At 48.5% G+C, this 23,864-nt stretch carries 17 protein-coding genes and 1 pseudogene; 15 read left to right on the forward strand and 3 right to left on the reverse strand.

Annotated features, from left to right (window positions below; genetic code table 11):
• The first annotated feature begins 114 nt into the window (after positions 1 to 114).
• Positions 115 to 1,278 (forward strand): hypothetical protein, encoded by a 1,164-nt coding sequence (locus D5E69_RS10615; RefSeq protein ID WP_159129629.1) that lies wholly within the window; start codon positions 115 to 117, stop codon positions 1,276 to 1,278.
• Positions 1,279 to 1,318: 40 nt separating this feature from the next.
• Here D5E69_RS10615 and D5E69_RS10620 read toward each other — a convergent pair whose 3' ends face one another.
• A complete protein-coding gene (locus tag D5E69_RS10620) occupies positions 1,319 to 2,380 on the reverse strand; it encodes a coiled-coil domain-containing protein (RefSeq protein WP_159129630.1) in 1,062 nt (353 codons plus the stop codon).
• A 216-nt stretch (positions 2,381 to 2,596) separates the two neighbouring features.
• Here D5E69_RS10620 and miaB point away from each other — a divergent pair, with 216 nt between their 5' ends.
• From miaB to D5E69_RS10650, 6 genes and pseudogenes are all read left to right on the forward strand, one after another.
• The gene (gene miaB, locus D5E69_RS10625; RefSeq protein WP_048013113.1) at positions 2,597 to 4,153 is read left to right on the forward strand and encodes a tRNA (N6-isopentenyl adenosine(37)-C2)-methylthiotransferase MiaB; all 1,557 of its coding nucleotides are present in this window, start codon (positions 2,597 to 2,599) and stop codon (positions 4,151 to 4,153) included.
• Position 4,154: 1 nt separating this feature from the next.
• Positions 4,155 to 4,586, forward strand: a complete 432-nt coding sequence (locus D5E69_RS10630; protein ID WP_048003962.1) for a YlbF/YmcA family competence regulator — start codon at positions 4,155 to 4,157, stop codon at positions 4,584 to 4,586.
• Between the two features lie 432 nt (positions 4,587 to 5,018).
• Positions 5,019 to 5,555, forward strand: a complete 537-nt coding sequence (locus tag D5E69_RS10635) for an outer spore coat protein CotE (protein WP_048003961.1) — start codon at positions 5,019 to 5,021, stop codon at positions 5,553 to 5,555.
• A gap of 145 nt (positions 5,556 to 5,700) precedes the next feature.
• A complete protein-coding gene (locus D5E69_RS10640) occupies positions 5,701 to 7,863 on the forward strand; it encodes a DNA topoisomerase III (protein ID WP_159129631.1) in 2,163 nt (720 codons plus the stop codon).
• A 137-nt stretch (positions 7,864 to 8,000) separates the two neighbouring features.
• A pseudogene (locus D5E69_RS10645) lies at positions 8,001 to 9,442 on the forward strand (carbon starvation CstA family protein).
• 168 nt (positions 9,443 to 9,610) lie between these two features.
• A complete protein-coding gene (locus tag D5E69_RS10650; protein ID WP_187427046.1) occupies positions 9,611 to 10,951 on the forward strand; it encodes an aspartate aminotransferase family protein in 1,341 nt (446 codons plus the stop codon).
• Positions 10,952 to 10,995: 44 nt separating this feature from the next.
• Here the strand turns inward: D5E69_RS10650 and D5E69_RS10655 are convergent, their stop codons facing one another.
• Positions 10,996 to 11,859, reverse strand: coding sequence for a VanW family protein (locus D5E69_RS10655; protein WP_249931591.1), 864 nt, complete (start codon positions 11,857 to 11,859; stop codon positions 10,996 to 10,998).
• 203 nt (positions 11,860 to 12,062) lie between these two features.
• Here D5E69_RS10655 and D5E69_RS10660 point away from each other — a divergent pair, with 203 nt between their 5' ends.
• The 3 genes from D5E69_RS10660 (at position 12,063) to mutL (ending at position 17,412) form a co-directional block, all read left to right on the forward strand.
• Positions 12,063 to 12,848 (forward strand): hypothetical protein, encoded by a 786-nt coding sequence (locus D5E69_RS10660; protein WP_048004512.1) that lies wholly within the window; start codon positions 12,063 to 12,065, stop codon positions 12,846 to 12,848.
• Positions 12,849 to 12,975: 127 nt separating this feature from the next.
• Positions 12,976 to 15,570 (forward strand): DNA mismatch repair protein MutS, encoded by a 2,595-nt coding sequence (gene mutS / locus D5E69_RS10665; RefSeq protein WP_159130344.1) that lies wholly within the window; start codon positions 12,976 to 12,978, stop codon positions 15,568 to 15,570.
• A gap of 9 nt (positions 15,571 to 15,579) precedes the next feature.
• Positions 15,580 to 17,412, forward strand: coding sequence for a DNA mismatch repair endonuclease MutL (gene mutL / locus D5E69_RS10670; protein ID WP_159130345.1), 1,833 nt, complete (start codon positions 15,580 to 15,582; stop codon positions 17,410 to 17,412).
• A 40-nt stretch (positions 17,413 to 17,452) separates the two neighbouring features.
• Here mutL and D5E69_RS10675 read toward each other — a convergent pair whose 3' ends face one another.
• Positions 17,453 to 17,899, reverse strand: coding sequence for a DUF4385 domain-containing protein (locus D5E69_RS10675; RefSeq protein ID WP_048013117.1), 447 nt, complete (start codon positions 17,897 to 17,899; stop codon positions 17,453 to 17,455).
• 141 nt (positions 17,900 to 18,040) lie between these two features.
• Between D5E69_RS10675 and D5E69_RS10680 the strand changes: the two genes are divergently transcribed.
• The 5 genes from D5E69_RS10680 to hfq all read left to right on the forward strand — a co-directional run bounded on the left by D5E69_RS10680 (position 18,041) and on the right by hfq (position 23,562).
• Positions 18,041 to 19,051, forward strand: coding sequence for a class I SAM-dependent methyltransferase (locus D5E69_RS10680; protein ID WP_048003955.1), 1,011 nt, complete (start codon positions 18,041 to 18,043; stop codon positions 19,049 to 19,051).
• A gap of 12 nt (positions 19,052 to 19,063) precedes the next feature.
• Positions 19,064 to 21,439: a penicillin acylase family protein gene (locus D5E69_RS10685; RefSeq protein WP_249931592.1), complete on the forward strand. Its 2,376-nt coding sequence runs from the start codon at positions 19,064 to 19,066 to the stop codon at positions 21,437 to 21,439.
• Positions 21,440 to 21,481: 42 nt separating this feature from the next.
• The gene (locus D5E69_RS10690; RefSeq protein WP_048015580.1) at positions 21,482 to 22,276 is read left to right on the forward strand and encodes an aminoglycoside adenylyltransferase domain-containing protein; all 795 of its coding nucleotides are present in this window, start codon (positions 21,482 to 21,484) and stop codon (positions 22,274 to 22,276) included.
• A 70-nt stretch (positions 22,277 to 22,346) separates the two neighbouring features.
• The gene (gene miaA, locus D5E69_RS10695; RefSeq protein WP_159129632.1) at positions 22,347 to 23,297 is read left to right on the forward strand and encodes a tRNA (adenosine(37)-N6)-dimethylallyltransferase MiaA; all 951 of its coding nucleotides are present in this window, start codon (positions 22,347 to 22,349) and stop codon (positions 23,295 to 23,297) included.
• 28 nt (positions 23,298 to 23,325) lie between these two features.
• Positions 23,326 to 23,562 (forward strand): RNA chaperone Hfq, encoded by a 237-nt coding sequence (gene hfq / locus D5E69_RS10700; protein ID WP_048003951.1) that lies wholly within the window; start codon positions 23,326 to 23,328, stop codon positions 23,560 to 23,562.
• The last annotated feature ends 302 nt before the right edge of the window (positions 23,563 to 23,864 follow it).

Consider the following 23,864-nt stretch of genomic DNA (forward strand, 5'->3'; position numbering starts at 1 on the left):
CGCTCCTTTGCTACTTGCCTCTGAATCAGTGTATGTCGCTCCGGTCCGACCGTGAATCATGCAATTAACATAAGTCGCAAAAGGAGTTCATAAGATGAGTATTGGGTGATGCACATGGTGAAATGGAAAGTGGACGGGAGAGAGATGGGCGAACTTGCCGATCACCTCCTTCCATTTGTTCAATGGTTCTGCGCAGAGTATAAGTTCGAGTATAGAAGGGATCCATCAGGAGAAATGGAAGTATTCTCACCATTGTTTGGAAAAAAAGTGGAGGTCGCTGTAACGGGGATCAAAGAAGAAGCTTTTTTTCGCATGTTCAAATCCCTTATGGAGGTCCATGGGATAAAGGTTCGTTCTAAGGAAACCAGGGAAGGGGAGGCACCGGACAAATTCATCGACGTACAATTTGTTCAGACGGAAGATAAAGAAAGATCCTTATCGTTTGGGTTTTCCAATGCCGTCGAGGCAGTCGATGTGAAAAGTCTCATCAAAATCTATCAAGGGGAAATTAAATTCGGAAGCATCAACGTGCTGCAGGGTCGACCCTTTGACCATCGATATCGTTTTGTTTTCAAGGGGATGGAATGGGATGACTTCCTTACAGGTGAAGCGCCCACCATTGTGGCCAACTGCATTCTGAAATCCATCCTGAAGGCGGATTTGATTCCATATCTGACCCTTCTGTCCACTGGAAGGGAGCCGATCCCGATGGAGAGGGTGAAGACACCGGTTAAAGAAGAAAGGGTACAGGAGATCGAGGACAGGGACTATGAGGAAGCGAAAAGAAGAAAACAGCGGCAGCGCGCCGAGAAAATCGTGAGTGCCCATTCATACTTTGATTATAACGTGATGCCGAATCGGAAGCTGGATAAGTATACGGTAAAAGCGGATTTCTTCATTAAGAATACTGGGACAGTCGTCCTTGATCATCCAAAGCTCTGTTTTCGGGTCGATCCTCACGACCGGGTCGAAATCGGCGGTCAGATCCTTCCTCCCGAAATGAGTGAACTTTTCTCCCTTCAGGGTCAGACCGGAGCGCAAGGATGGCAGTATGCAGGAAAGGACTGGTTGGAAAAGGCGTACGAAACAGGGGAATACTGGATTGAATCGATTCAGCCCCTTCAATTGGCTCCTGGGGAAACCATCAAGGTTGAAGGTGTCCAGTTCTCGATCGAAGCACTGAACGAGCAAAAAGCAGCCACGATCGCAGGGTTTGTTTATGTAGAAGGAGAGAATCTTCAGATTCAATCGCAAAACAAAATCCTCATTACATTTTGATAAAGCCGCCCTGGTTGAAATCAATCGGGGCGGCTGCTTGTTATGATTCGGATTTGGTGGCCCCGAGATATTTGGGTCTGATCTGGCGCCTGCGATGATGCTCGATCATTCCCTTCAGCTCCTGGACTTGAGACGAAAGGGAGTGATTCGTCGAACGGATGGTCTGGATTTCTTCAAAAAATCGACGATCCGTTTCTTCGATCAGCTCCTGCATGAATACATGCTGACGCTGGATGCCGAGCAACTGGAGAGCTTCCATTTCATCCATTCGGTCCTCCTGCTCTTTTCGCTTTTGATCTATATCACCGAATCTTGATTCCATGAGCCATTCGTAATCCTTCATTTCCTGCTGGATCCCCAGCATCATTTCCTTGATGATCGTCATTTTTTCAATTTCGGCCTCTTTCAGCCGTTCTTTTGCCTGCTGAAGGGTAGAAAGGGCGATGGTCCGTTCCGACACCAATTCCTCGAACTGCTCTGTTTTCATAAGCAAGCTTGTGAATAGCGCATTTTTGGAATCCTCCGAATGAGCCAATGCGTTCCGCAAGTCATCGATATGAGCTTGTTGATTGAGCAATTTTTCATCCTTTTTCAACGCGTCGGTCTTGATGCGATCATACCATTCTTTCAGTGTATCATTCTCATCCGAAAGCGCCGAAGCTTCCTGTTCCCGTTCTGAAAGAGCCAGGATCAAATGGGCATTCTTCTCCTTCAGTGCATTGACCTCAGCCAGCAGGGTAAAAGATTTTTCCTTCCATTCCTGTAAGGACGATTCAGTGGTCAACAGTTGCTCCCTAAGATTGCGCGATTCCATGGCGTTTTCCTCTGATTTATGGAAGTAATGATTCCGATCCCTGATCAAATCCTCCTCTATTGCCTGTTGTGCTTCAATTTCTTCCTGAGATGTTTCCCACTGTGATTGAACTTCCGATAAGCGCTTTTTATAAAATGCCGCTTCTGCAAATAGTGCCCCTCGACTCAGACGTGCAATCTCTCGTTTCAACAGATGCAGCTGCGATTTCAAAAAGATGGTTTCCCCGTTTTCAATATAATACGAGGGTTCTTGATCTCCCTGTCTGATAGCTTTCTCCTCCTTCATCATTGTTTATTTTTACCGTATGCACCCATCCTCGAGGCGCAACCGGTGAGAATGCCTAATTTGCATGGTGACCGGGTTTGCATGGTCGATAGATGCAGGGAGCTATTGTATGATCTTCCAAAAACCGATATACTTAAACAAGCAGAATACCTTCTTATTGAAGCGGTTACAGTCCGGGGAGGTCGTTCTCAGGTTACAAAGCTTGAAAGGGGACTACTCATGAATGAGGAACAGCGAAAACATGGACAGCAGGCGAATCCCACCTCACCAAAAGGCGAGAAGGATTACAGTCAATATTTTCAGAGCGTCTATATTCCGCCTTCGTTGAAAGAAGCCAAAAAACGCGGGAAAGAGGAAGTCCAGTATCATAATGACTTCACCATTGATGATAAATTCAAAGGCCTTGGAACAGGAAGGAAATTCTACATACGTACATATGGTTGTCAGATGAACGAACACGATACCGAGGTCATGGCGGGGATCTTCATGGCCCTGGGCTATGAAGCCACGAACACGACGGATGATGCGGATGTGATCCTTCTGAACACATGTGCCATCCGGGAGAACGCCGAGAACAAAGTGTTCGGTGAACTCGGTCATCTCAAGGCACTGAAACGGGAGAATCCTGAACTGCTCATCGGCGTATGCGGATGCATGTCCCAGGAAGAATCGGTCGTCAATAAGATCCTGAAGACCTATCAGCAGGTGGATATGATCTTTGGCACCCACAATATACACAGGCTCCCAGAGATCCTTGCCGAGGCCTATATGTCCAAGGCCATGGTCGTGGAAGTCTGGTCCAAGGAAGGGGATGTGATCGAGAACCTTCCGAAGGTCCGCAGAGGGAATATCAAGGCCTGGGTGAACATCATGTATGGCTGCGATAAGTTTTGTACGTACTGCATCGTTCCTTACACGCGTGGGAAGGAACGGAGCAGAAGACCGGAAGAGATCATCCAGGAGGTCCGGATGTTGGCCGCTCAAGGGTACCAGGAAGTCACCCTTCTTGGTCAGAATGTCAATGCGTATGGCAAGGACATTGAAGACCTTGACTACGGACTCGGGGACCTCATGGATGAATTGAGGAAGATCGATATCCCGAGGATCCGCTTCACGACCAGTCATCCCCGCGACTTTGATGATCATCTCATCGAAGTCCTTGCGAAGAAAGGGAACCTCGTCGAACACATCCATCTTCCGGTTCAGTCCGGTTCCACCCCTGTCCTGAAGATCATGGCCAGAAAGTATTCCCGTGAGGCCTTCCTTGACCTCGTGGCGAAAATCAAGGCGTCCATGCCGGATGTAGCCCTGACGACCGACATCATCGTCGGTTATCCGAATGAAACAGAAGAACAATTCGAAGAGACCCTCTCTTTGTACAGGGAAGTGGGCTTCGAATCGGCCTACACGTACATCTACTCCCCACGGGAAGGGACCCCGGCAGCCAAAATGAAGGATAATGTTCCTGACGATGTGAAGAAAGACCGATTACGCAGGCTGAACGAAGTGGTGAATGAATTGTCTGGCAAGGCCCTCCTTCCGTATAAAGGCGAAATCGTGGAAGTCCTGGTGGAAGGAGAAAGCAAGAAGAATCCGGAGGTCCTCGCCGGATACACAAGAAGGAACAAATTAGTGAATTTCAAAGCGCCCAAGACGGCCATCGGCAAAATCGTGAAGGTGAAGATCACCGATACTAAAAGCTGGTCGCTCGACGGGGAAATGATCGAAGAAGGCTTAATCGGATCTGAATTTCAAATACCGGCAGAGGTGAAATGATATGGCGAAATATACAAAAGATGATATTATCAAACATGCAGGCGATCTTGCTCAGATGATCGCGGATACTGAAGAAGTGGATTTTTTCAAACGTGCAGAGGCACAGATCCATGAAAATCAAAAAGTAAGAGAAATGATTGCAAGCATCAAGAGTCTTCAGAAGCAGGCGGTCAACTTCCAACACTACGGTAAAAGCGAAGCACTGAAGATGGTTGAAGCAAAAATCGAAAACCTGGAAAAAGAAATTGACGCTATTCCCATCGTCCAGCAATTTAAAGAATCCCAGGAGGATGTGAATGATCTGCTTCAGATCGTCGCATCTGTCATCTCCAACAATGTCACCGATCACATCATCGAAACGACAGGCGGTGACGTCCTCAGGGGAGAAACCGGATCCCAGGTCCGCAATTCCATGCCTGGCAGCTGCTCGTAAGTTTCCCATTCAAAGATGCTGGGACAATTGTGTCCAATCATAGTAAAACCCGAACGATCTTGCCTAAGATCGTTCGGGTTTTTTATTTGGTTCATGACCATTACGCTTTCATTTCTTTCAAGAAGCGTAGGTATGCGGGACCCATGTCGAGGAGGCTCACGGGCTACGCGCGAAAAGCGAAATCATGCACGGTATAAAGTACCTATACTGATTGTGTTCGTCATCAAATCGTCTCTTTATTTGTTGTACCAACCGCTTTTTTCTTCGTCCATCTTTTCGCCTCGCATCCGCTCTCCTTTTCGTAACATCCCTTGGGTATTCGCATACAATACAGTATCTCGCAACAATCCTTTCATGCAATCCAATTTACTCGCACAAACACCTAAGTCATCGCATAAGATGAATTGAAAATGAATGAGGAGGTACGCTCGAATGGCAGAATATAGAGAGATCATTACAAAAGCGGTCGTAGCGAAGGGACGCAAATTCACTCAGTCCCATCATACGATTTGCCCGCCGCATCACCCATCGAGCATTTTAGGCTGCTGGATCATCAATCACGAGTACAAGGCACACAAAGTAGGGAAAAAAGTAGAGATTCAGGGTTGTTATGATATCAACGTATGGTACTCCCACAGTGATAACACGAAAACGTCCGTGGTTACTGAGCGAGTCGAATATACAGACGTCATCAAATTGAAATACCGCGATCCTGATTGCTCGGATGATCTTGAAGTGTGCGCACGCGTACTCCAACAGCCGAACTGCTGCGAAGCGGTCATCTCACCGAATGGGAATAAAATCATCGTTCATGTAGAACGTGAATTCCTGGTGGAAGTGATCGGTGAAACGAAAGTATGCGTCCTGGTGAATCCTGACGGCTGTGATGATCATGATTGGGACTGCGACCTGGATGACGAAGAGTTTGAAGAATTGGATCCGGAATTCCTTGAAGGCATCGAAGAGTAAAGATTGCTAGGAAGACGGCCTCTTCCTAGTTTTTTTATTGAAACCATCCAACCGGATGGTTTCTTCTTTGTGGAACGCCACTGCCCGATTGCATGTAAGTATGCTAAAATGGGTGGGAAGACCGATCACGAAAGGATTTTTAACGATGAAAAAAACAGTGGTTCTGGCAGAAAAGCCTTCTGTCGGAAGAGATATCGCACGGGTGCTGAACTGCACACAAAAAGGAAACGGATTCATGGAAGGGAAAGAGTATATCGTAACCTGGGCCCTTGGGCATCTGGTTACCCTTGCAGACCCCGAAACCTATGATGACAAGTACAAAACGTGGAAGATAGAAGACCTGCCGATGCTACCGAAAGATCTTAAGCTGGTGGTGATCAAAAAAACAGGCAAACAATTCAATACCGTAAAAACCCAGATGAATCGGCCAGATGTGAAAGAAATCGTCATTGCCACGGATGCCGGGCGTGAAGGTGAACTCGTCGCCAGGTGGATCCTGGAAAAGGCGAAGCCGCAAAAACCGTTGAAGCGTCTGTGGATCTCATCCGTCACCGATAAAGCCATTCAGCAGGGCTTCAGCCGGTTAAAGGATGGAAAAGCCTATGAAAACCTCTACAGAGCTGCAGAGGCAAGGTCCGAAGCGGATTGGTATGTCGGCATGAATGCCACGAGGGCCTTGACGACCAAACATAATGCCCAGCTTTCCTGCGGCCGGGTACAAACCCCGACGCTTAGTATCATCGCTCAGCGGGAAGAGGAAATCAGGAACTTCAAGCCGGTCCCATACTATGGCATTCAAGCGGTCACCGCAAAAGGGACCTTTACATGGCTAAAAGGTCAGGAGTCAAGGTCGTTTTCAAAAGAAGAGGTGGATCAGGTAGAAGCTGCCTTGAAGGCTCAAAAAAAACCGCTTACGATCGATACTGTCAAAAAAGCAACGAAAAAAAATCCTGCCCCTTCTTTTTATGATTTGACTGAACTACAGCGTGATGCCCACAAGATATACGGCTTTTCGGCAAAAGAAACGCTGTCAATCATGCAGAAATTGTACGAACAGCATAAATTGGTCACCTACCCGAGGACCGACAGCAAGCATCTGTCGAGTGATATGGTCGACACACTGAAAGATCGTCTGATGGCCGTCAATGTCCAGGAGTACAGAAGCATCGTCCATCATGCAATGAAAGGAAAGCTTACCCTTTCAAAAGCGTATGTTGACGACACCAAGGTCAGTGATCACCATGCCATCATTCCAACGGAGGAAACACCTTTTCTCCAGAAACTCCAAGACAGGGAACGGAAAATTTACGATCTGATCGTGAAGCGATTCGTCGCGGCATTCTATGCACCGTATTCTTATGAGCAGACCACCGTCACGGGAAATATCGGTCAGAACCGATTCCAGCTCAAAGGAAACAGGGTGCTGGATCAAGGGTGGAAGGCCGTTTATGAGAAGGAAAGCGTCGAAGGCCTGAAGGCAACGCTAGCCGAAGGGGAGAGTCTGCCGCTATTGTCGGTAAAGCAGACGGAAGGGAAAACCACGCCGCCGGGAAGATTCAATGAAGGAACCCTTCTGACCGCCATGGAGAATCCGCGGAAGTATATGAAAGGCAGCGATCAAGACCTGTTGGAGGCCATTTCGGAAACCGGGGGACTCGGTACCGTGGCGACCCGTGCCGACATCATTGAAAAACTATTCCACACGGCGCTCATCGAAGAGACGGGGAAAGAAATCACCATCACGTCCAAAGGGAAACAGCTACTTGACCTGGCACCTTCCGAGCTCAGGTCTCCGACACTCACTGCAGAATGGGAAATGAAGCTGGAGCAGATTGCCAGTGGCAAACTGAGCAAACAAGAATTCATGAAGGAAATCAAGGAATATACGAAAAAGTCGGTCCATGAAATCAAGCAATCCACTAAAAAATTCTCCCATGACAATCTCACAGGAACGAGATGCCCGGATTGCGGGAATCTCATGCTTGAAATTAAGAATCGTAATGGGAAAATGCTCGTTTGTCAGGATCGTGAGTGTGGACATCGCAAAAACGTCAGTAAAAAGACGAATGCACGCTGCCCGAACTGCCACAAGCGCCTTGAACTTAAGGGAGAAGGCGATGGACAACTGTTCGTATGTGTGTGCGGTCACAAAGAAAAGCTTTCTACCTTCAATCAGCGGAGGAAGAAGGAAAAGGGCGGAAAAGCAACCAAAAGGGATGTCAATCAATACTTGAAAACCCAGCAGAAAGATGAACCGGTGAATACAGCTCTCGCCGATGCCCTTGCCAAATTGAAACTTGATCAATAACTGTCAAGACGGTCTTTGGACCGTCTTTTTCTATGGGTAAAAAGAAATAAGTTTCATTATTTTGAATATTTGGTTGATTTGTCTGTCAAATCATATTAAGATTGCGGTTATATTCATACATAAAGGGGGATCGGCACATGCTCACGTTCATCGCGGCATTATTCATTCTGATTGCAGGCTACTTCGTTTATTCAAAGGTGGTCGAAAAGATTTTCGTCATCGACGACCGAACGATCACCCCGGCTTATTCAAAACGGGACGATTTGGATTACGTACCGATGAGCTGGTGGAAGGCAAGCCTCATCCAGCTTCTGAACATAGCGGGACTTGGACCGATCTTCGGTGCCATTATGGGTGCTCTGTACGGTCCGGTTGCATTCATCTGGATCGTCATCGGCTGTTTGTTTGCAGGGGCTGTACATGATTACTTTTCAGGGATGTTGTCTTTGCGGCATGGAGGGGCACAGTTCCCTGCCATCGTGGGTAATTATCTCGGGAAACCCGTGAAGGTGGCGATGAATCTCCTATCCATCGTCCTCATGATTCTCGTAGCCGCAGCCTTCACAGCCGGACCTGCCCAGCTTCTAACAGAGCTGACTCCTTTATCATTCATGACATGTCTCATTCTCATATTCATTTATTTTGTTGTCGCTACAGTTCTTCCTGTCAACAAAATCATCGGAAGGATTTATCCATTCTTCGGGGCTATCTTGATTTTCATGGCCGTATCCATCGGCATTGGTTTATTCTTTTTTGAACATCCGATCCCGAACCTTACCCTGAAAAATTTACATCCGGGAGATCTACCCATCTGGCCGCTGTTGATGGTAACCGTTTCATGCGGCGCGATTTCGGGGTTTCATTCCACACAGAGTCCGATCCTTTCAAGAACATTAAAGAAAGAGAGCGAGGGGAGGAAGGTATTTTACGGTGCCATGGTGGCAGAGGGTGTCATCGCTTTGATTTGGGCGGCAGCCGGGATGGCTTTCTTCAACGGAACGCCGGGTCTTCAAGAGGCTCTTGCCACAGGGGGCCTGCTGGTGTGGTCAATGAGATCAGTGTCACAACCCTTGGTACCGTGGGTGGCATATTTGCCATCTTGGGGGTCATCATCCTCCCTATTACGACAGGGGACACAGCCCTGCGCTCTTCGAGGATGATGCTGGCTGAATTGATCCGCGATATCCGAAAGCGGGACACGGACAATAAGTGGCTCCCTGTCCTGTTGGTCATCCCGGTTGCACTCCCGACATTCCTCCTGACTCAGATCGACTACAGCTTTTTATGGAGATATGTGGGATGGTCCAACCAAGTGGTGGCAACTGTCATGCTGTGGACAGGTTCCATTTATTTACTCAGGAAGGCTGCCTTCCATTGGATTTGTACGATTCCCGCCTTATTCATGACAGCGGTCGTGAGTGTGTATATCTTTTATGCACCTGAAGGATTCGGACTTGATTATAAGCTGTCCATGATCCTTGGATCGGTGATTTGGGCGGCGGTCCTGATCTGGTTCCTTCGTCAATGGAAGATGAGCCGGCCCGTCCGCTCCCTCAAGCCTGGAACCCTTCATTCATAAGGGGTTGGATCAAAGAGCCGGACGGTTAGTCAAACCGTCCGGCTTCTTAACGTGTTTCAGTTTATCCCCGAAGCCCTTAAACAGGAGAACCGGTTCAGAAACCACTGCTTCTAAAGGTGGACAGCCCCGAATAAAGATGAGTAGGGGAAGACCAATCAGAAAGGAGCGATGGTGGTGGATCAACACAAGGATCTGTTACAAGATGAGCGGAGGGTATGGCATTCCATGAAGCCTTATAATCCAGATGCGACCATGGTCGTGACCAAAGCAGCCGGTGCGTGGGTGACCGATCATGAGGGCGCGCGTTACCTCGATGGAATGGCTGGGTTATGGTGTGTGAACATAGGATACGGAAGAGAAGAGCTGGCGACTGCCGCTTACGAACAATTGAAGGAGATGCCTTACTATCCCCTCACTCAAAGTCATCGGCCAGCAATCGAACTGGCGGAGAAGCTGACCGAGCTTATCGGGGATGACTATGTGTTCTTTTTTTCCAACAGCGGTTCAGAGGCAAACGAGACGGCATTCAAGATTGCCCGTCAATATCATCAGCAAAAGGGGGAGGCCAATCGGTATAAGATCGTGGCAAGATACCGGGGATACCACGGGAATACCCTCGGGGCTTTATCTGCAACCGGACAGGCCCAGAGGAAATATAAGTACGAACCACTGGCACCGGGATTCATCCATGTTAGGCCACCCGATGCCTACAGGGATGAACCGGGATCAACCGGAAAAGACCTCCCTGCCGTCCAGGCGCTCAATGAAACACTGACATGGGAACTCAGTGAAACGATTGCAGCTGTCATCATGGAACCGATCATCACAGGCGGTGGGATCGTCATGCCTCAGGATGGATATATGAAGGCAGCGAAGGAGGTATGTGAAGCCCATGGGGCACTGCTGATCGTGGACGAAGTCATAACAGGATTCGGACGCACGGGAAAAGCATTCGGATTCATGCATTACGGGATTAAACCGGATATCATCACGATGGCAAAGGGGATTACCTCAGCGTATCTCCCTCTTTCTGCGACGGCTGTCAGGAGAGATGTGTACGAGGCGTTCAAGGGTCGTGAGGAATACGATTACTTCCGGCATATCAATACATTCGGGGGGAGTCCTGCCTCATGCGCAGTGGCTATGAAAAATATCGATATCATTCAAAAAGAGCAGCTTATTGACCGCTCTGCAAGACTGGGTGAAAAGGCCTTACATTTTCTCCGCCAAAAACTGTCTGCCCATCCTCGGGTCGGTGATGTGAGAGGAAAAGGACTCCTCCTTGGAATCGAGCTGGTGAAGGATAAGTCGACCAAAGAGCCGCTAGACGGGAAATCTGTAAGCAGTGTAGTGGACTATTGTAAGCAAAAACGTATCCTGATCGGTAAAAATGGAGCCACGGTAGCGGGATTCAATAACGTCCTTGCCCTCTCACCTCCCCTTGTGATTGAGGAGGACGATCTTGAGCTGATGCTTGATACCGTTGTTGAAGGGATCAATCGTCTATAAGATTGATCAAGCCCTCGCAGTTGCGAGGGCTTTTATGGTCACGATCAGTGCCGTTTTTCAGATGGTTTGGCAGGCGATGCACCTGGAACGCTCCTCTTCTCGGCTTCCACTTGATCGGATGAAAAAATGGTCACGATCATTTGTCCCCCTACGACTTTGGACCGGATCAGGATGGGCTGATGATAAGGGTTGCGGAATGCAAAATCGGGTCCATACCAGCTGACGGTCGCGTCTCTTCCTTTCGGGACGTACGGGACCCTTTTGGAATGATGATAGCGCTCCACGATCGTCACCCCTGCACGATCAACGGCATTGAAGAGAGTAGATGAAACCTGGCAGATCCCTCCCCCGATATCTTCCGATAATTCTCCCTTGACGATAACGGGAGCCTTCATATAACCCTTTCCTTTTGTACGTTTACCCACCGTCTTGTTGAATGAGAACGTCTCGCCGGGAAAGACGACTGTGTTGTTGATTTGCCCGGAAGCCAGGATGATATTATTCGTTCGTTCTTCATTTTTTTTATTGAAATACGTTACATAGGATCCGATGCGATTCGTGCGTATATGGGCAAGGATTTCTGTATCAACCTTAGGGTAGGTTTTCAGGGTCGGAGCATCAGTGGAGCGCACTCCTTTGTAAAGATAATTCATCATGGCTTCTCTTAAGCCGTTGCGGTCAAGCATGAGTCCTGTTTGTCCGGGGATGATACGATTATGCTCATCAATTTTGGCATTGATGGGCGCTTTATACGTCTTTTCCTGCAGAAGGGAAACAAGATGGTTAAAATGGTCTTCATTAAGTATCGGTAGATCAAGGTAGGGAAGAGCCAGAGATTCCTCCTTGACCGTAATGATTTCATCCCCTGTATCAAGTTCAAGGGGCTGCTGATTCGATAGTCCGATCATGGCAGCAATTAAAAAAGTGGTCCAAGCCATCATTATCACCCTTTCCCTTTTAGTATGGTCCCCCCGTATACGGTCATACGGGGGAAGGATGATTACCAAAAATTAATGGTTATGGAACGGCTCAATTAACGAAAAAGTATGAGGAAGAGTACGGGCAAGCGTCCGGAAGAAATCAATAAGAAAGGGGGCATTTGATGGCACTGATGATGATGAAAGTACTCATGACCGCATCCATATTAAGTGCGGCGCCTTTAAGAGTCGACTATTTGACGGACACGCTTTCGTGGAAGGATACGAACCTGCTTCTTCCCAAGTATTCATATTTCGAGCTCATCGATGTGGAGACAGGCAAGACGTTTCAAGTCCAGCGACGGGCGGGGAATAAACATGCGGATGTCCAACCGGTGACTGAAGAGGACACGAAGGTGATGAAAGAAATCTACGGAGGACATTGGAGCTGGAACAGGAGGGCGATCCTGGTGAAGTCGGGAAGCCTCCTCATTCCTGCTTCCATGAACGGAATGCCTCACGGGGGAGGAGCTCTTCAGAATGGATTCCCGGGACATTTCTGCGTCCATTTCCTTGGAAGTACGACCCATAAGACGCCGCGTCCGGATTTCGCCCATACCCTGATGATCCATAAAGCTGCCGGAGAACTTCCGGAGTTCATTGCGTCCTTGAAACCAGAGGGAGCAATGAGGGTAGTTGAGATGGCAGTGAAACAACGAGATGAAGAGTTGCTCGGAAAAATGCTCATGGAAGGAAGTGGGATGGAGTCGGAGGCCCTTCTGAAGAAGGTGGAAACGATGAAGATATCTTCCTTCGAAGTGAAGGAAACAAACCCGTTCCTGTCCAGCGTCACTGCCAAGGTGAAGTGGACGGACGGGAAACGGAGAGTCCATCATTCTGTTATGAAATTAAACCTTCACCAAGCAGAAGGGATCTCGGGTTGGAAGATTGATGGCAAGGAACTGAGCGGTTCATTTTGATCATGATTGGTTTAGGCGGATGGGTTCATTCCATCCGCCTGTTTCCATTGTTTCCGGCATGAAACCTCATGGTTAGATATGATATAATGAGACGTCTAGCAGAATACGGAAAGGTTTGAATGAACCCATGACTCAATACACGCCAATGATTAAACAATACTTACAGGTGAAGGCAGAATATCAGGATGCCTTTTTATTTTTTCGTTTAGGGGACTTTTATGAAATGTTCTTCAATGATGCCATCTCAGCTTCTCAGGAATTGGAAATCACCCTGACAAGCCGAGATGGGGGAGGACAGGAGAGGATTCCGATGTGCGGAGTTCCATACCATTCTGCTCCCAATTACATAGAGCAACTGATCAACAAAGGATACAAGGTCGCCATTTGTGAACAGACTGAAGATCCAAAGCATGCAAAAGGGGTCGTAAGACGTGAAGTCGTACAGCTCATCACCCCTGGTACAGTGATGGAAGGTAAAGGGTTGAGCGATAAAGAGAACAACTATATCGCCAGCGTGGTATCCTTTGATGATGGCACATACGGCCTCGCCTACAGCGATCTGTCAACGGGCGAAACCAACGTCACCCTTGTAGCCGACGGCATGGCGCAGCTATTGAATGAGCTGTCCACGATCGGGGCAAAGGAGGTAGTCGTAGCGCCGGATCTGGAGGAGGAGCACCAGCTCAAGCTCAAAGAACGCCTTGAAGTGACCCTTTCTTTTGAGGTCGGGCATGGATCAGCTGTTTCATTCGAGCACTTACTGGAAGAACTTCAGCAGGAAAAATTGAAACAGACGGCAGCCCTTCTCATGCATTATCTATTCAGGACTCAAAAGCGGAGCCTGGACCATCTGCAAAAGGTGGAAACCTATCATTTGAACCATTTCATGAAAATGGATTACTATTCCAAAAGAAACCTTGAGCTGACGGAAACCATCCGTTCCAAAGGAAAGAAAGGATCTCTTCTCTGGCTCCTGGATGAAACGATGACCGCTATGGGAGCGCGTCTTCTCAAACAATGGATCGACCGGCCGCTCATTTCACGCCGGGAGATTGAAAAGAGGCAGATGGTCGTCGAAGTATTCCTTGAACGGTTCTTTGAAAGACAGGACCTGAGGGAGAGGCTGAAAGAAGTCTATGACCTTGAAAGACTTGCAGGACGAGTGGCGTTTGGAAACGTGAACGCAAGGGATTTGATCCAGTTGAAGAAATCCCTCCAGCAGATTCCGATTTTGAAATCCCTCATCGCCTCACTGGATCATCATTCCATCGACCGCTACAGTAAAGAATTGGATCCTTGTGAAGATCTGACGGATCTCCTGGAACTTGCCCTCGTGGAAAATCCCCCTCTTTCCATCAAGGAAGGCAGCTTGATCCGGGATGGCTATCATGAAGAGCTTGATCAATACCGTGATGCCAGTCGAAACGGAAAGTCGTGGATTGCCGCTCTTGAACGGGACGAGCGCGAACGCACAGGGATCCGTTCCTTGAAGGTCGGCTTCAACCGTGTCTTCGGCTATTATATTGAAGTAACAAGAGCCAACCTTCATCACCTTGAAGAAGGAAGGTATGAGAGGAAGCAGACGCTCACGAACGCTGAGCGTTTCATTACCCCGGAGCTGAAAGAAAAAGAAGCGCTCATCCTGCAGGCAGATGAACGCAGCGTCGATCTTGAATACGAATTGTTCATCGGGATCAGGGAGCAAGTGAAAGAATTCATCCCGCGCCTTCAGCGCCTGGCTAAGGTTGTAAGTGAACTCGATGTTCTTCAATGTTTTGCCACGGTCAGTGAAAAAAGGCACTACAGCAAGCCGGTCTTCAATGAACAAAGACGGATCGCCGTCAAGGATGGCCGTCACCCTGTCGTTGAAAAGGTCATGGGAGCAGATGGATATGTGCCCAATGATTCCTACATGGACAGCGAGCGTGAAATCCTCCTGATCACTGGACCGAACATGTCCGGGAAAAGTACGTATATGAGGCAGCTCGCCCTCACAAGCATCCTGGCCCAGATTGGCTGCTATGTCCCGGCCGCTGAAGCTGACCTTCCGATATTCGATCAAGTATTCACGCGGATCGGAGCGGCAGACGATCTGATATCTGGACAGAGCACGTTCATGGTGGAAATGCTTGAAGCCAGGAACGCCATCGTCAATGCGACGGAGGCGAGTCTGATCCTGTTTGACGAAATCGGACGCGGGACGTCCACTTACGATGGAATGGCCCTGGCACAGGCGATCATCGAGTACATCCATGGGCATATTGGTGCCAAGACGTTGTTCTCGACTCACTATCATGAACTGACAGTACTGGAAACCGAACTGCCTAAAGTCAAAAATGTTCATGTGAGTGCCATGGAGCAGAGTGGGAAACTGGTGTTCCTTCACAAAATCAAAGATGGGGCGGCAGATCGAAGCTACGGTATCCATGTGGCGGAACTTGCCGAGCTTCCAGAGATCCTCATCACAAGAGCCAATGAGATCCTTTCGACCCTAGAAAGCAAAAAAGGGATGGAAGAATCAGCAGCGACCATTGTAAAGGAGGATGAGCCTGGCCAGCTTTCCTTTTTCGAAGAAGGAAAGAAACAGAAGACCGTTGCAAAAGAGCTATCCACAAAGGAAACAAAAATTCTGGATGAGCTTAAGAAATTGGACATTCTTGATATGACTCCGATTGATGCCATGAACACCCTTTACGGAATCCATAAGAAACTGAAGAAATAAGGAGGCAGTATCGTGAAGATCTTTCAGCTCGATGACTCCCTATCAAATAAAATAGCAGCCGGGGAAGTGGTGGAGCGTCCTGCATCCGTGGTAAAGGAACTACTGGAAAATAGTATCGATGCCGGTGGAACGATCATTGAAATCCATGTGGAAGAAGCGGGACTGAACTCCATCAGGATCATAGATAACGGGGATGGGATCGACGAAGAAGATGTCAAGACGGCATTCAAGCGCCATGCCACCTCGAAGATCAAGGATGAGAACGATCTCTTCCGTATCCGCACCCTCGGATTCAGGGGTGAGGCACTGCCGAGTATCGCCTCCGTCTCCCACTTCACGATGAAGACCTGCACAGGAGAGGGACCGGGTACAAAAATCGAGCTTGCCGGGGGGATCGAAGAAACCTTCGAAAAGACCTCCTCTCGAAAGGGGACGGATATCACTGTATCCCAACTGTTCTTCAATACACCTGCAAGGTTGAAATATATGAAGACGATTCATACGGAACTCGGCAATATCACCGATGTGGTCAACCGTATTGCCCTGTCTCACCCTGAGATTTCCATCAAGCTCCTCCATAATGGAAAGTCCCTCCTCCATACGAACGGGAACGGAGATGTGAGGCAGGTCCTGGCATCGATCTACGGACTCGCGATTGCGAAGAATATGGTGCCGATCCATGTACAATCCCTGGATTTCAAGGTCACAGGCTATGTGTCCATGCCGGAGATCACCAGAGCTTCCCGCAACTATATTTCAACGATGATCAATGGGCGCTTCATTAAGAATTATGCATTGGCCAAAGCAATCGCAGAAGGATATCACACCCTTTTACCAATTGGCCGGCATCCCATTGTCCTGTTGAATATTGACATGGATCCGGTCCTCGTGGATGTCAACGTCCATCCTTCCAAAATGGAGGTAAGGATCAGCAAGGAGCAGGAGCTTAACGCCCTGATCAGTGAGGGGATCAAAACCGTATTCAAAAAGAAGGAACTCATTCCGACCGGGTCTGTCGCACCGAAATCGATGGCACCCAAGTCTGAGCAAACCTTCATGACCCTCGACCATGTTTCTCGCCCGAAGCCGACTATTCCTGAGATGGTAAAGGAACGGCAGCCGGTGATGGTGGAGACTGAGATCAAGGAGGAGGCGTATTCAGAGCCAGCCTCCATGGACGTCCCTCATGAGACGGAGACACCCTTTCGCACCGTTCCGGTTGAACCATCCGTGGAGCCGGATGAAAGCAAGGATCAATCAAGGGTCCCGCCCCTGTATCCGGTCGGACAGATGCATGGAACGTATATCTTTGCACAGAATGACCAGGGCCTGTATATAATCGATCAGCATGCCGCCCAGGAGCGGATCAAATATGAATTTTTTAAAGAAAAAGTGGGTCAAGTCGCCAAGGAGCTGCAGGAAATGCTTGTGCCCATGACCCTGGAGTTTTCCACTGATGAATTCATCAAGATCAATGAATGCAGGGGTATGCTCGAAGAGGTCGGGGTTTTCCTTGAGGACTTCGGTCATAACAGCTTCATCGTCAGATCTCACCCGCAGTGGTTCCCTAAGGGTGAAGAGCAGGAAACGATCGAGGATATGATTGAGCAGGTCCTGAAAATGAACCGCATCGATATTAAGAAGCTGCGAGAAGAAGCGGCCATCATGATGAGCTGTAAGGGGTCCATCAAGGCGAACCATCACCTTCGCAATGACGAGATCCTTTCACTTCTTGATGAGCTGAGAAGTACGTCGGATCCGTTCACTTGTCCGCACGGACGACCGATCATCATTCACTATTCCGTTTATGAGATGGAAAAAATGTTTAAGCGGATCATGTAAAAGAAAGCAGGGAGATGCGGCGCATCTCCCTGCTTTCTTTTCATCCGTACTTTTTCTGATGCTGCTTCTTCCTCTTAAGATAATCCGGATCTTCTCTTACCTGGATCCACTTTTTCTCGAAGATAGAAGCGGATTCAGCTTTTTCATCATCTATTTCCCTATCATTCACATTTCCATCATTGTCATATTTCTTGCCTCCGGGGTAATTGGCATATCTCCTGGACCTTGTATACCCCATCTGCAGGAACTTCCGCGCCATATCCATCCCCACAAAATCATCCTTCTTTTGATAATCCAGAAACATCGCATGGATCTTGTCTGATGATTCCTTTGCAATCGCAGGTGTCTTGAACTTCCAATGAGGCAGGATTTCGCTTTTATATGGTTCGACCATCAGGACTCCTTGTTCCCCCCGGCCGACGCGATAAAGCTCAGGGGACTCCCTGAAATCAATCTGTTTATAGTCTAGGGAATAGTCAAAAGCCATCACTCCACCTCCTACGGTCCTTTTACCCCATACCGGCAAGGAAGAAACGGATTGTTCTCTCTCTTCATTGAAGGAATTTTGAGAATGAAAGGGTAATAGTATATAGAAGGAATGAAAGCGTTTTAATATAAGCGTGAGAGGATGAAAGCAACGATGGAAGATACATATTTGGAACCTTCTTATCGAGTGGACAAGCGTAGCTTTACGAAAAGGGAGCATGATCGGTTTGTTAAGCTGAAAGGTGTGGGGGATTGGTCAGGAGTCACATGGGATCAGGTGGGTAGACCGTTCAAGGTGAACCGGTTTTCCAAAGAGAAGAAAGAGTGGGAGCTGAGGGAAGGGAAGACCCTGCCGGTCCATGCTTCCTGGGAGATGTTCAATCGTTCCTTCCATGATTGGTTCGTGAAGGATGTGCCGGAAAGTCTGAGTCAGAACAGAAAGAAGATTGTGGGGGAGACCTTGAAGCTCCATCTGACTTCATCCGTTGAAGCGATGAAAGACCATTTGCGTCTGCACTTATGGAATTATGTCCATCGGATCCAGGATGGAATATGGGATCCCAGGGGGAAACGGGAGCTGTTCAAGGGGTTGGATGTGCTCAAACCGAAAATCTTGTTCCTGGGTGCTGCCGAAGGGTATGAGGCGATGCAGTTGGCCGCCATGTACCCGGGAAGCAGCATCGTAATGGTGGATTATGATCCCTTCTGTAAGGACACCCGGTATGAGGATTTCCCAGAATCCTATCCATTTCTCGGGGAAAATCCAGACACCGGGGGGATGAAAGTCTACCATAAGAGCGATTTTCCTACAGACTACGTAGTCAGTGATATCAGGGAACTTCCGTATGGCAAGGAATTCGATATCGTCCTGAGTGTCGGGTTATTGGAGCATTTCCCCGATGAACATAAGCCTGAAGTCGTCGATTGGCACCGGAAATTCCTTAAGCCTGGAGGATATATGATCCTGACGACCCCGAGAGCCCAGTGGAAGTCAAAGGTGTATTACGATCTTATGGCAGATGTGATGAACCATACGTACCGTGAGCTCATGACTGTAGAACAGATGGGACTCTATCTGTATGAAAACGGGGCCGACATCCTCCAGCATGGATACATCAAAGTGCATAACGGGATTATCGCAAAGGCGAGATAGGGAGGTGTTATCTTGGAGATAAAACTCAAGAAGAATCGAAAAAGAACAATCATCATAGGTGGAATCGCCTTCCTGTTTCTATGCATGACTTCTCTCATCCTTTATGCCGATTCGTTCATTGGACGCTCACTTCCTCAGATCGAAGGAAAATTGAGCGTTCCCGGCCTCTCTGAAGAGGTAGAGGTGGTCAGGGACAGCAAAGGCGTCCCCCATCTCGCTGCTTCCAATGACCGCGACCTTTATTTGGCGCAAGGATACATTCAGGCGCAAGATCGGCTGTTCCAGATGGACCTCAGCCGAAGGCAGGCATCAGGCCGATTGAGCGAGGTGGTGGGGGAAAAGGCAGTTGACCGGGACAAGTTCTTCCGTACCCTCGGTCTCAGGCGGGCTGCCGAAGCTTCCCTTGAAGGATATTCACCTGAAGTCAAGGAGGTGCTGACCTGGTTTGCGGATGGAGTGAATGCCTATATAGAAGAATCGAAGAAGAACAAGTCCTTGCCGGCCGAGTTCACCCTATTGGGCTATGAACCTGAGAAATGGACGGAAGTGGATTCTTTGACAATCGGAAAGTACATGGCCTTTGATCTCGGCGGCCACTGGCAAGGGCAGGCTTTCAGGTATTGGGCATTGCAATCGTTACCGGAGGAAAAGGCGATGGATCTTTTCCCCTCTTATCCGCAAGATGCTCCCACGATCATACATGAAACGAAAGAGCTTTCCATGAAATGGGGGAATGCCATCGCAGAGCCTGTCATTCCACCTGAGATGAACGGAAGCAATAATTGGGTAGTGAGCGGCTCGAAATCGGCAAGCGGGCATCCCATGCTCGCGGATGATCCCCACCTTTCGTTGGGAAGTCCGTCCATCTGGTATCAGATGCATCTTGAATCGCCGGACGTTAATGTGAGCGGGGTGATCTTTGCGGGGATTCCTGGAATCATACTCGGTCATAATGAAACGATTGCCTGGGGTGTGACCAACACCGGTCCGGATGTTCAGGACCTCTACATTGAAAAGCGCCACAAAGAGAAAAAGAATCACTTCCTCTATGACGGGAAATGGGAGGAGGCCAAGGTGATCAAGGAACCCATTGCTGTAAAAGACAGCGAGACGATTCCGTATGAAGTCACGGTTACACGACACGGCCCCATCGTATCGGAATTCGCGAATCAGGATGATAGCGAAAACGCTCTATCCATGAGATGGACGGCTCTGGATCCGAGTCTCGAGTTGCAAGCCATCATCGACATGAATAAAGCGTCCAATTGGACCGAATTCGAAAGGGCAATGGAAGATTTTCATACGCCTACCCAGAACTTCGTATTCGCTGACAAAGATGGGACGATCGCATACAAAGCAAACGGCAAAATCCCCATCCGGAAGAAGGGGGACGGACTCCTGCCGGTACCGGGATGGACATCGGACTATGAGTGGACCGGATTCATTCCGTATGATGAACTGCCCAGAGTCGTGAATCCTGCCGAAGGATACATCGCAACGGCAAATAATAAGGTGATAGGAGATGACTATCCCTATCATATCAGTCATCATTGGGCGGGTCCTTATCGGTACATGAGGATCAGCGAGGTCCTTGAAGCAAAAGAGAAGCTGACGAAGCAGGATATGAAGGACCTGCAAAATGATCACATGAATCTCCAGGCAAGGGAGTTTGTTCCGCTTCTTCTGAACGCTCTGGAAGGAGATGAGCTCTCCGTTCAATCCCGGGAAGCCCTCGACCTCCTAGCAGGTTGGGATTTTGATGATGAGGCCGATGAGGCCGCCCCGCTTCTATTCCATCAGTGGATGGACCGGATGAGCAACGACCTTTTTGATGACAGCATCCCGACCGATATGTTGAAGCTTTTTGAAGGAAAACAGAACGTGGTGGACGAACTGATCAGGAAGGCGGCGAAAGGGGAGGTTTCACCATGGTTTACTGAGCATGGTGGATTCGAATCATTTCTAGCCGAAAGTCTGTCCGATACACTGGAGGATGGTTTTGATCAATACGGTTCAGATATGAACGGGTGGGCATGGGGGGACTACCACAGGGTCTACTTTGAAAATCCCCTTTCCTCTGCTTCATCCATCCTTGAATGGTTCCTGAACCGCAGAGGCCCTGAACCTGTCGGCGGTAGTCGGGTCACAGTGGGTGCCGCAAGCTATACCGATGATGGGATTGTCAATCACGGGGGCTCATGGCGATTCATCATCGATACGGAAGATATGTCCAAGGCCGACCATATCGTAGGACCTGGTCAGTCCGGTCATTTTAAGAGCACGTGGTATGATGATCAAATCGATGACTGGATAGAAGGAAAGTATCATGAAACGACCTTGAAGCCACCTGCGGACGGCAAACGGCTTCGCTTGGTACCGGAAACATAAACAGGGGCCGGATAGTCCGGCCCCTGTCCAATGGGAGGAAGTATGATGGAAGAGTATGCAACGGCACTTGCAAAACGGATCAGTGGGCTGTTCCAGTATAAACTGACGGGGGTCTATCTCCACGGCTCGCTGGCCATGGACTGCTTCAATCCGGAAATCAGTGATATCGATCTTCTGATCATCGTGGAAGATGGAATAAGTAAAGATGAAAAAAAAGCCCTCGATGACTTGTTCCTGAAGGAATACAGAGGTGATCACCTTCCTGCAAAAGGGTTGGAAGTCAGCGTCATTACACGAGGGAATGTCCGGCCCCTGCTATATCCGACGCCTTTCGACTATCATTTTTCAGATATGCATATAGACGCCATAAGACGGGGGGACGCTACTTTCCCAGCATCAGACCCTGACATTGCAGCCCATATCGCCGTCATCCGCACGCGGGGGAGGGCATTGATTGGTGAGCCGATCGAATCGGTCTTCGCCCCCGTTCCTCATACGATCTACATGCGGGCCATTTATTACGACATTCAAGATGCGGAAACGGATATTTTGAAACAGCCAACCTATATGATCCTTAATTTATGCCGGGTGTATCAATTTTGTATCAACCAGTCTGTCGCTTCTAAAAAAGAGGGAGGAGAATGGGGACTCCAATCCTTGCCGGTTCGTTTTCATCCCATCATCCAAAAAGCACTGAAGGCGTATGCAATAGGGAGAACGTGGAAAACAGCCGTTGAGGAGGAGGCTTCTTTGACGGATTTTGCCGTTTATATGACTTCTTCCATCAGGGGAAAGAGTATCAATTTACACAATCATGACGATAATTTGAAGATATAATACATCTTTACGTATCATTATGGTACGATAGCGAATGAGGAATGACTACATAGAAGGCAGTGGATAGACGTTGAACAAAGAAAAGCTAATCGTCCTGATCGGTCCGACGGCCGTAGGGAAGACGAAGACGAGTATCGAATTGGCGAAGGCATTCGATGGCGAAATCATCAGTGGGGACTCCATGCAGATCTACAGGGGGATGGATATCGGAACGGCGAAAATCCGCCATGATGAGATGGAGGGGATCCCCCACCATCTAATTGATATCAAAGATCCCGTGGAATCGTATTCGGCTGCTGAGTTTCAGCAGTCGGTCAGGAAATTGATCACAGAGATCCATGCCAGGGGGAAAATGCCGATTATCGCCGGCGGGACTGGTCTTTACATCCAGTCCGTTCTCTATGACTACCGATTCACGGAAACGCCGGGAGACGAAGCGTTCAGGGAGCGATTGGAAGAAGAATCCCATCAGATCGGTCATGAAGCCATGCATCGCAAATTGGCTGATGTGGACCATGAAGCGGCCTCTCAGATCCATCCGAACAACATAAGGCGGGTGATCAGGGCCCTGGAGATCCACCACACCACAGGAAAGACCATGACAGAGTATCAAAAGCAGCAATCCCGGGATCTTCAGTATAATGTGGCTCTCATCGGCTTGACCATGGACCGGGACAAGCTTTATGAGCGGATCAACCTCAGAGTGGACATGATGGTGGACGAAGGGCTTTTGCACGAGGTCAGATCCCTGTATGAAGATGGGGTCAGGGAGGTCCAATCGGTTCAGGCAATCGGGTACAAAGAGATTTACGACTACTTTGACGGCAAGGTAAGCCTTGAAGAAGCAGTGGAGAATCTGAAACAGAACTCCAGAAGGTATGCCAAACGTCAGCTCACGTGGTTCCGGAATAAGATGGAAGTCGACTGGTTCGATATGACTGCATCGGAGCACCGTGATGAAATAATCGCTGACATTTCGAAATTCATTGCAGGAAAGCTCGGATTAGAGTCGAATAATTAGTATATAGAGATATAGAGGAGGATGCTCGATGAAACAATCCATTAATATTCAGGATCAATTCTTGAATCAACTGCGTAAAGATGGGTCACCAGTTACCGTTTTCCTATTGAATGGTTTCCAAATCCGAGGTCAGGTGAAGGGGTTTGATAATTTCACCGTGTTATTTGAAACGGAAGGGAAGCAACAGCTTGTTTATAAGCATGCCATTTCCACTTTTGCACCTCAGCGAAATGTTCAATTGAATTTCGATGAGCAAAACGTGTGATCATAGTTCAGAAATGGGGGCCGCTCAGCGGTCCTTTTTTCATTTTCAAAAAATGGCGCGATAAGCCTTACGGATTCATACCGGCCGGTTGTACCCGTGGAAAATACAATTTCTGATGAAAATAGGATTAATGAATCCTCATCTATTGAATAGAATGATATGAGGGGGATACGATATTGCTGCCTTGATCAAGAATGACGGACGATTTATTTCTCGGGAAAGCGCAGGAATTGACAAAAGAATGTTCTTTTGTCGAAGCGTACCGGGGGTGAAAATCCGCAGAATGTGTTTGCATATAGAAT

Origin of the sequence: Rossellomorea marisflavi (genome assembly GCF_009806575.1) — a bacterium.
In the GTDB taxonomy this organism is placed as follows: domain Bacteria; phylum Bacillota; class Bacilli; order Bacillales; family Bacillaceae_B; genus Rossellomorea; species Rossellomorea marisflavi_A.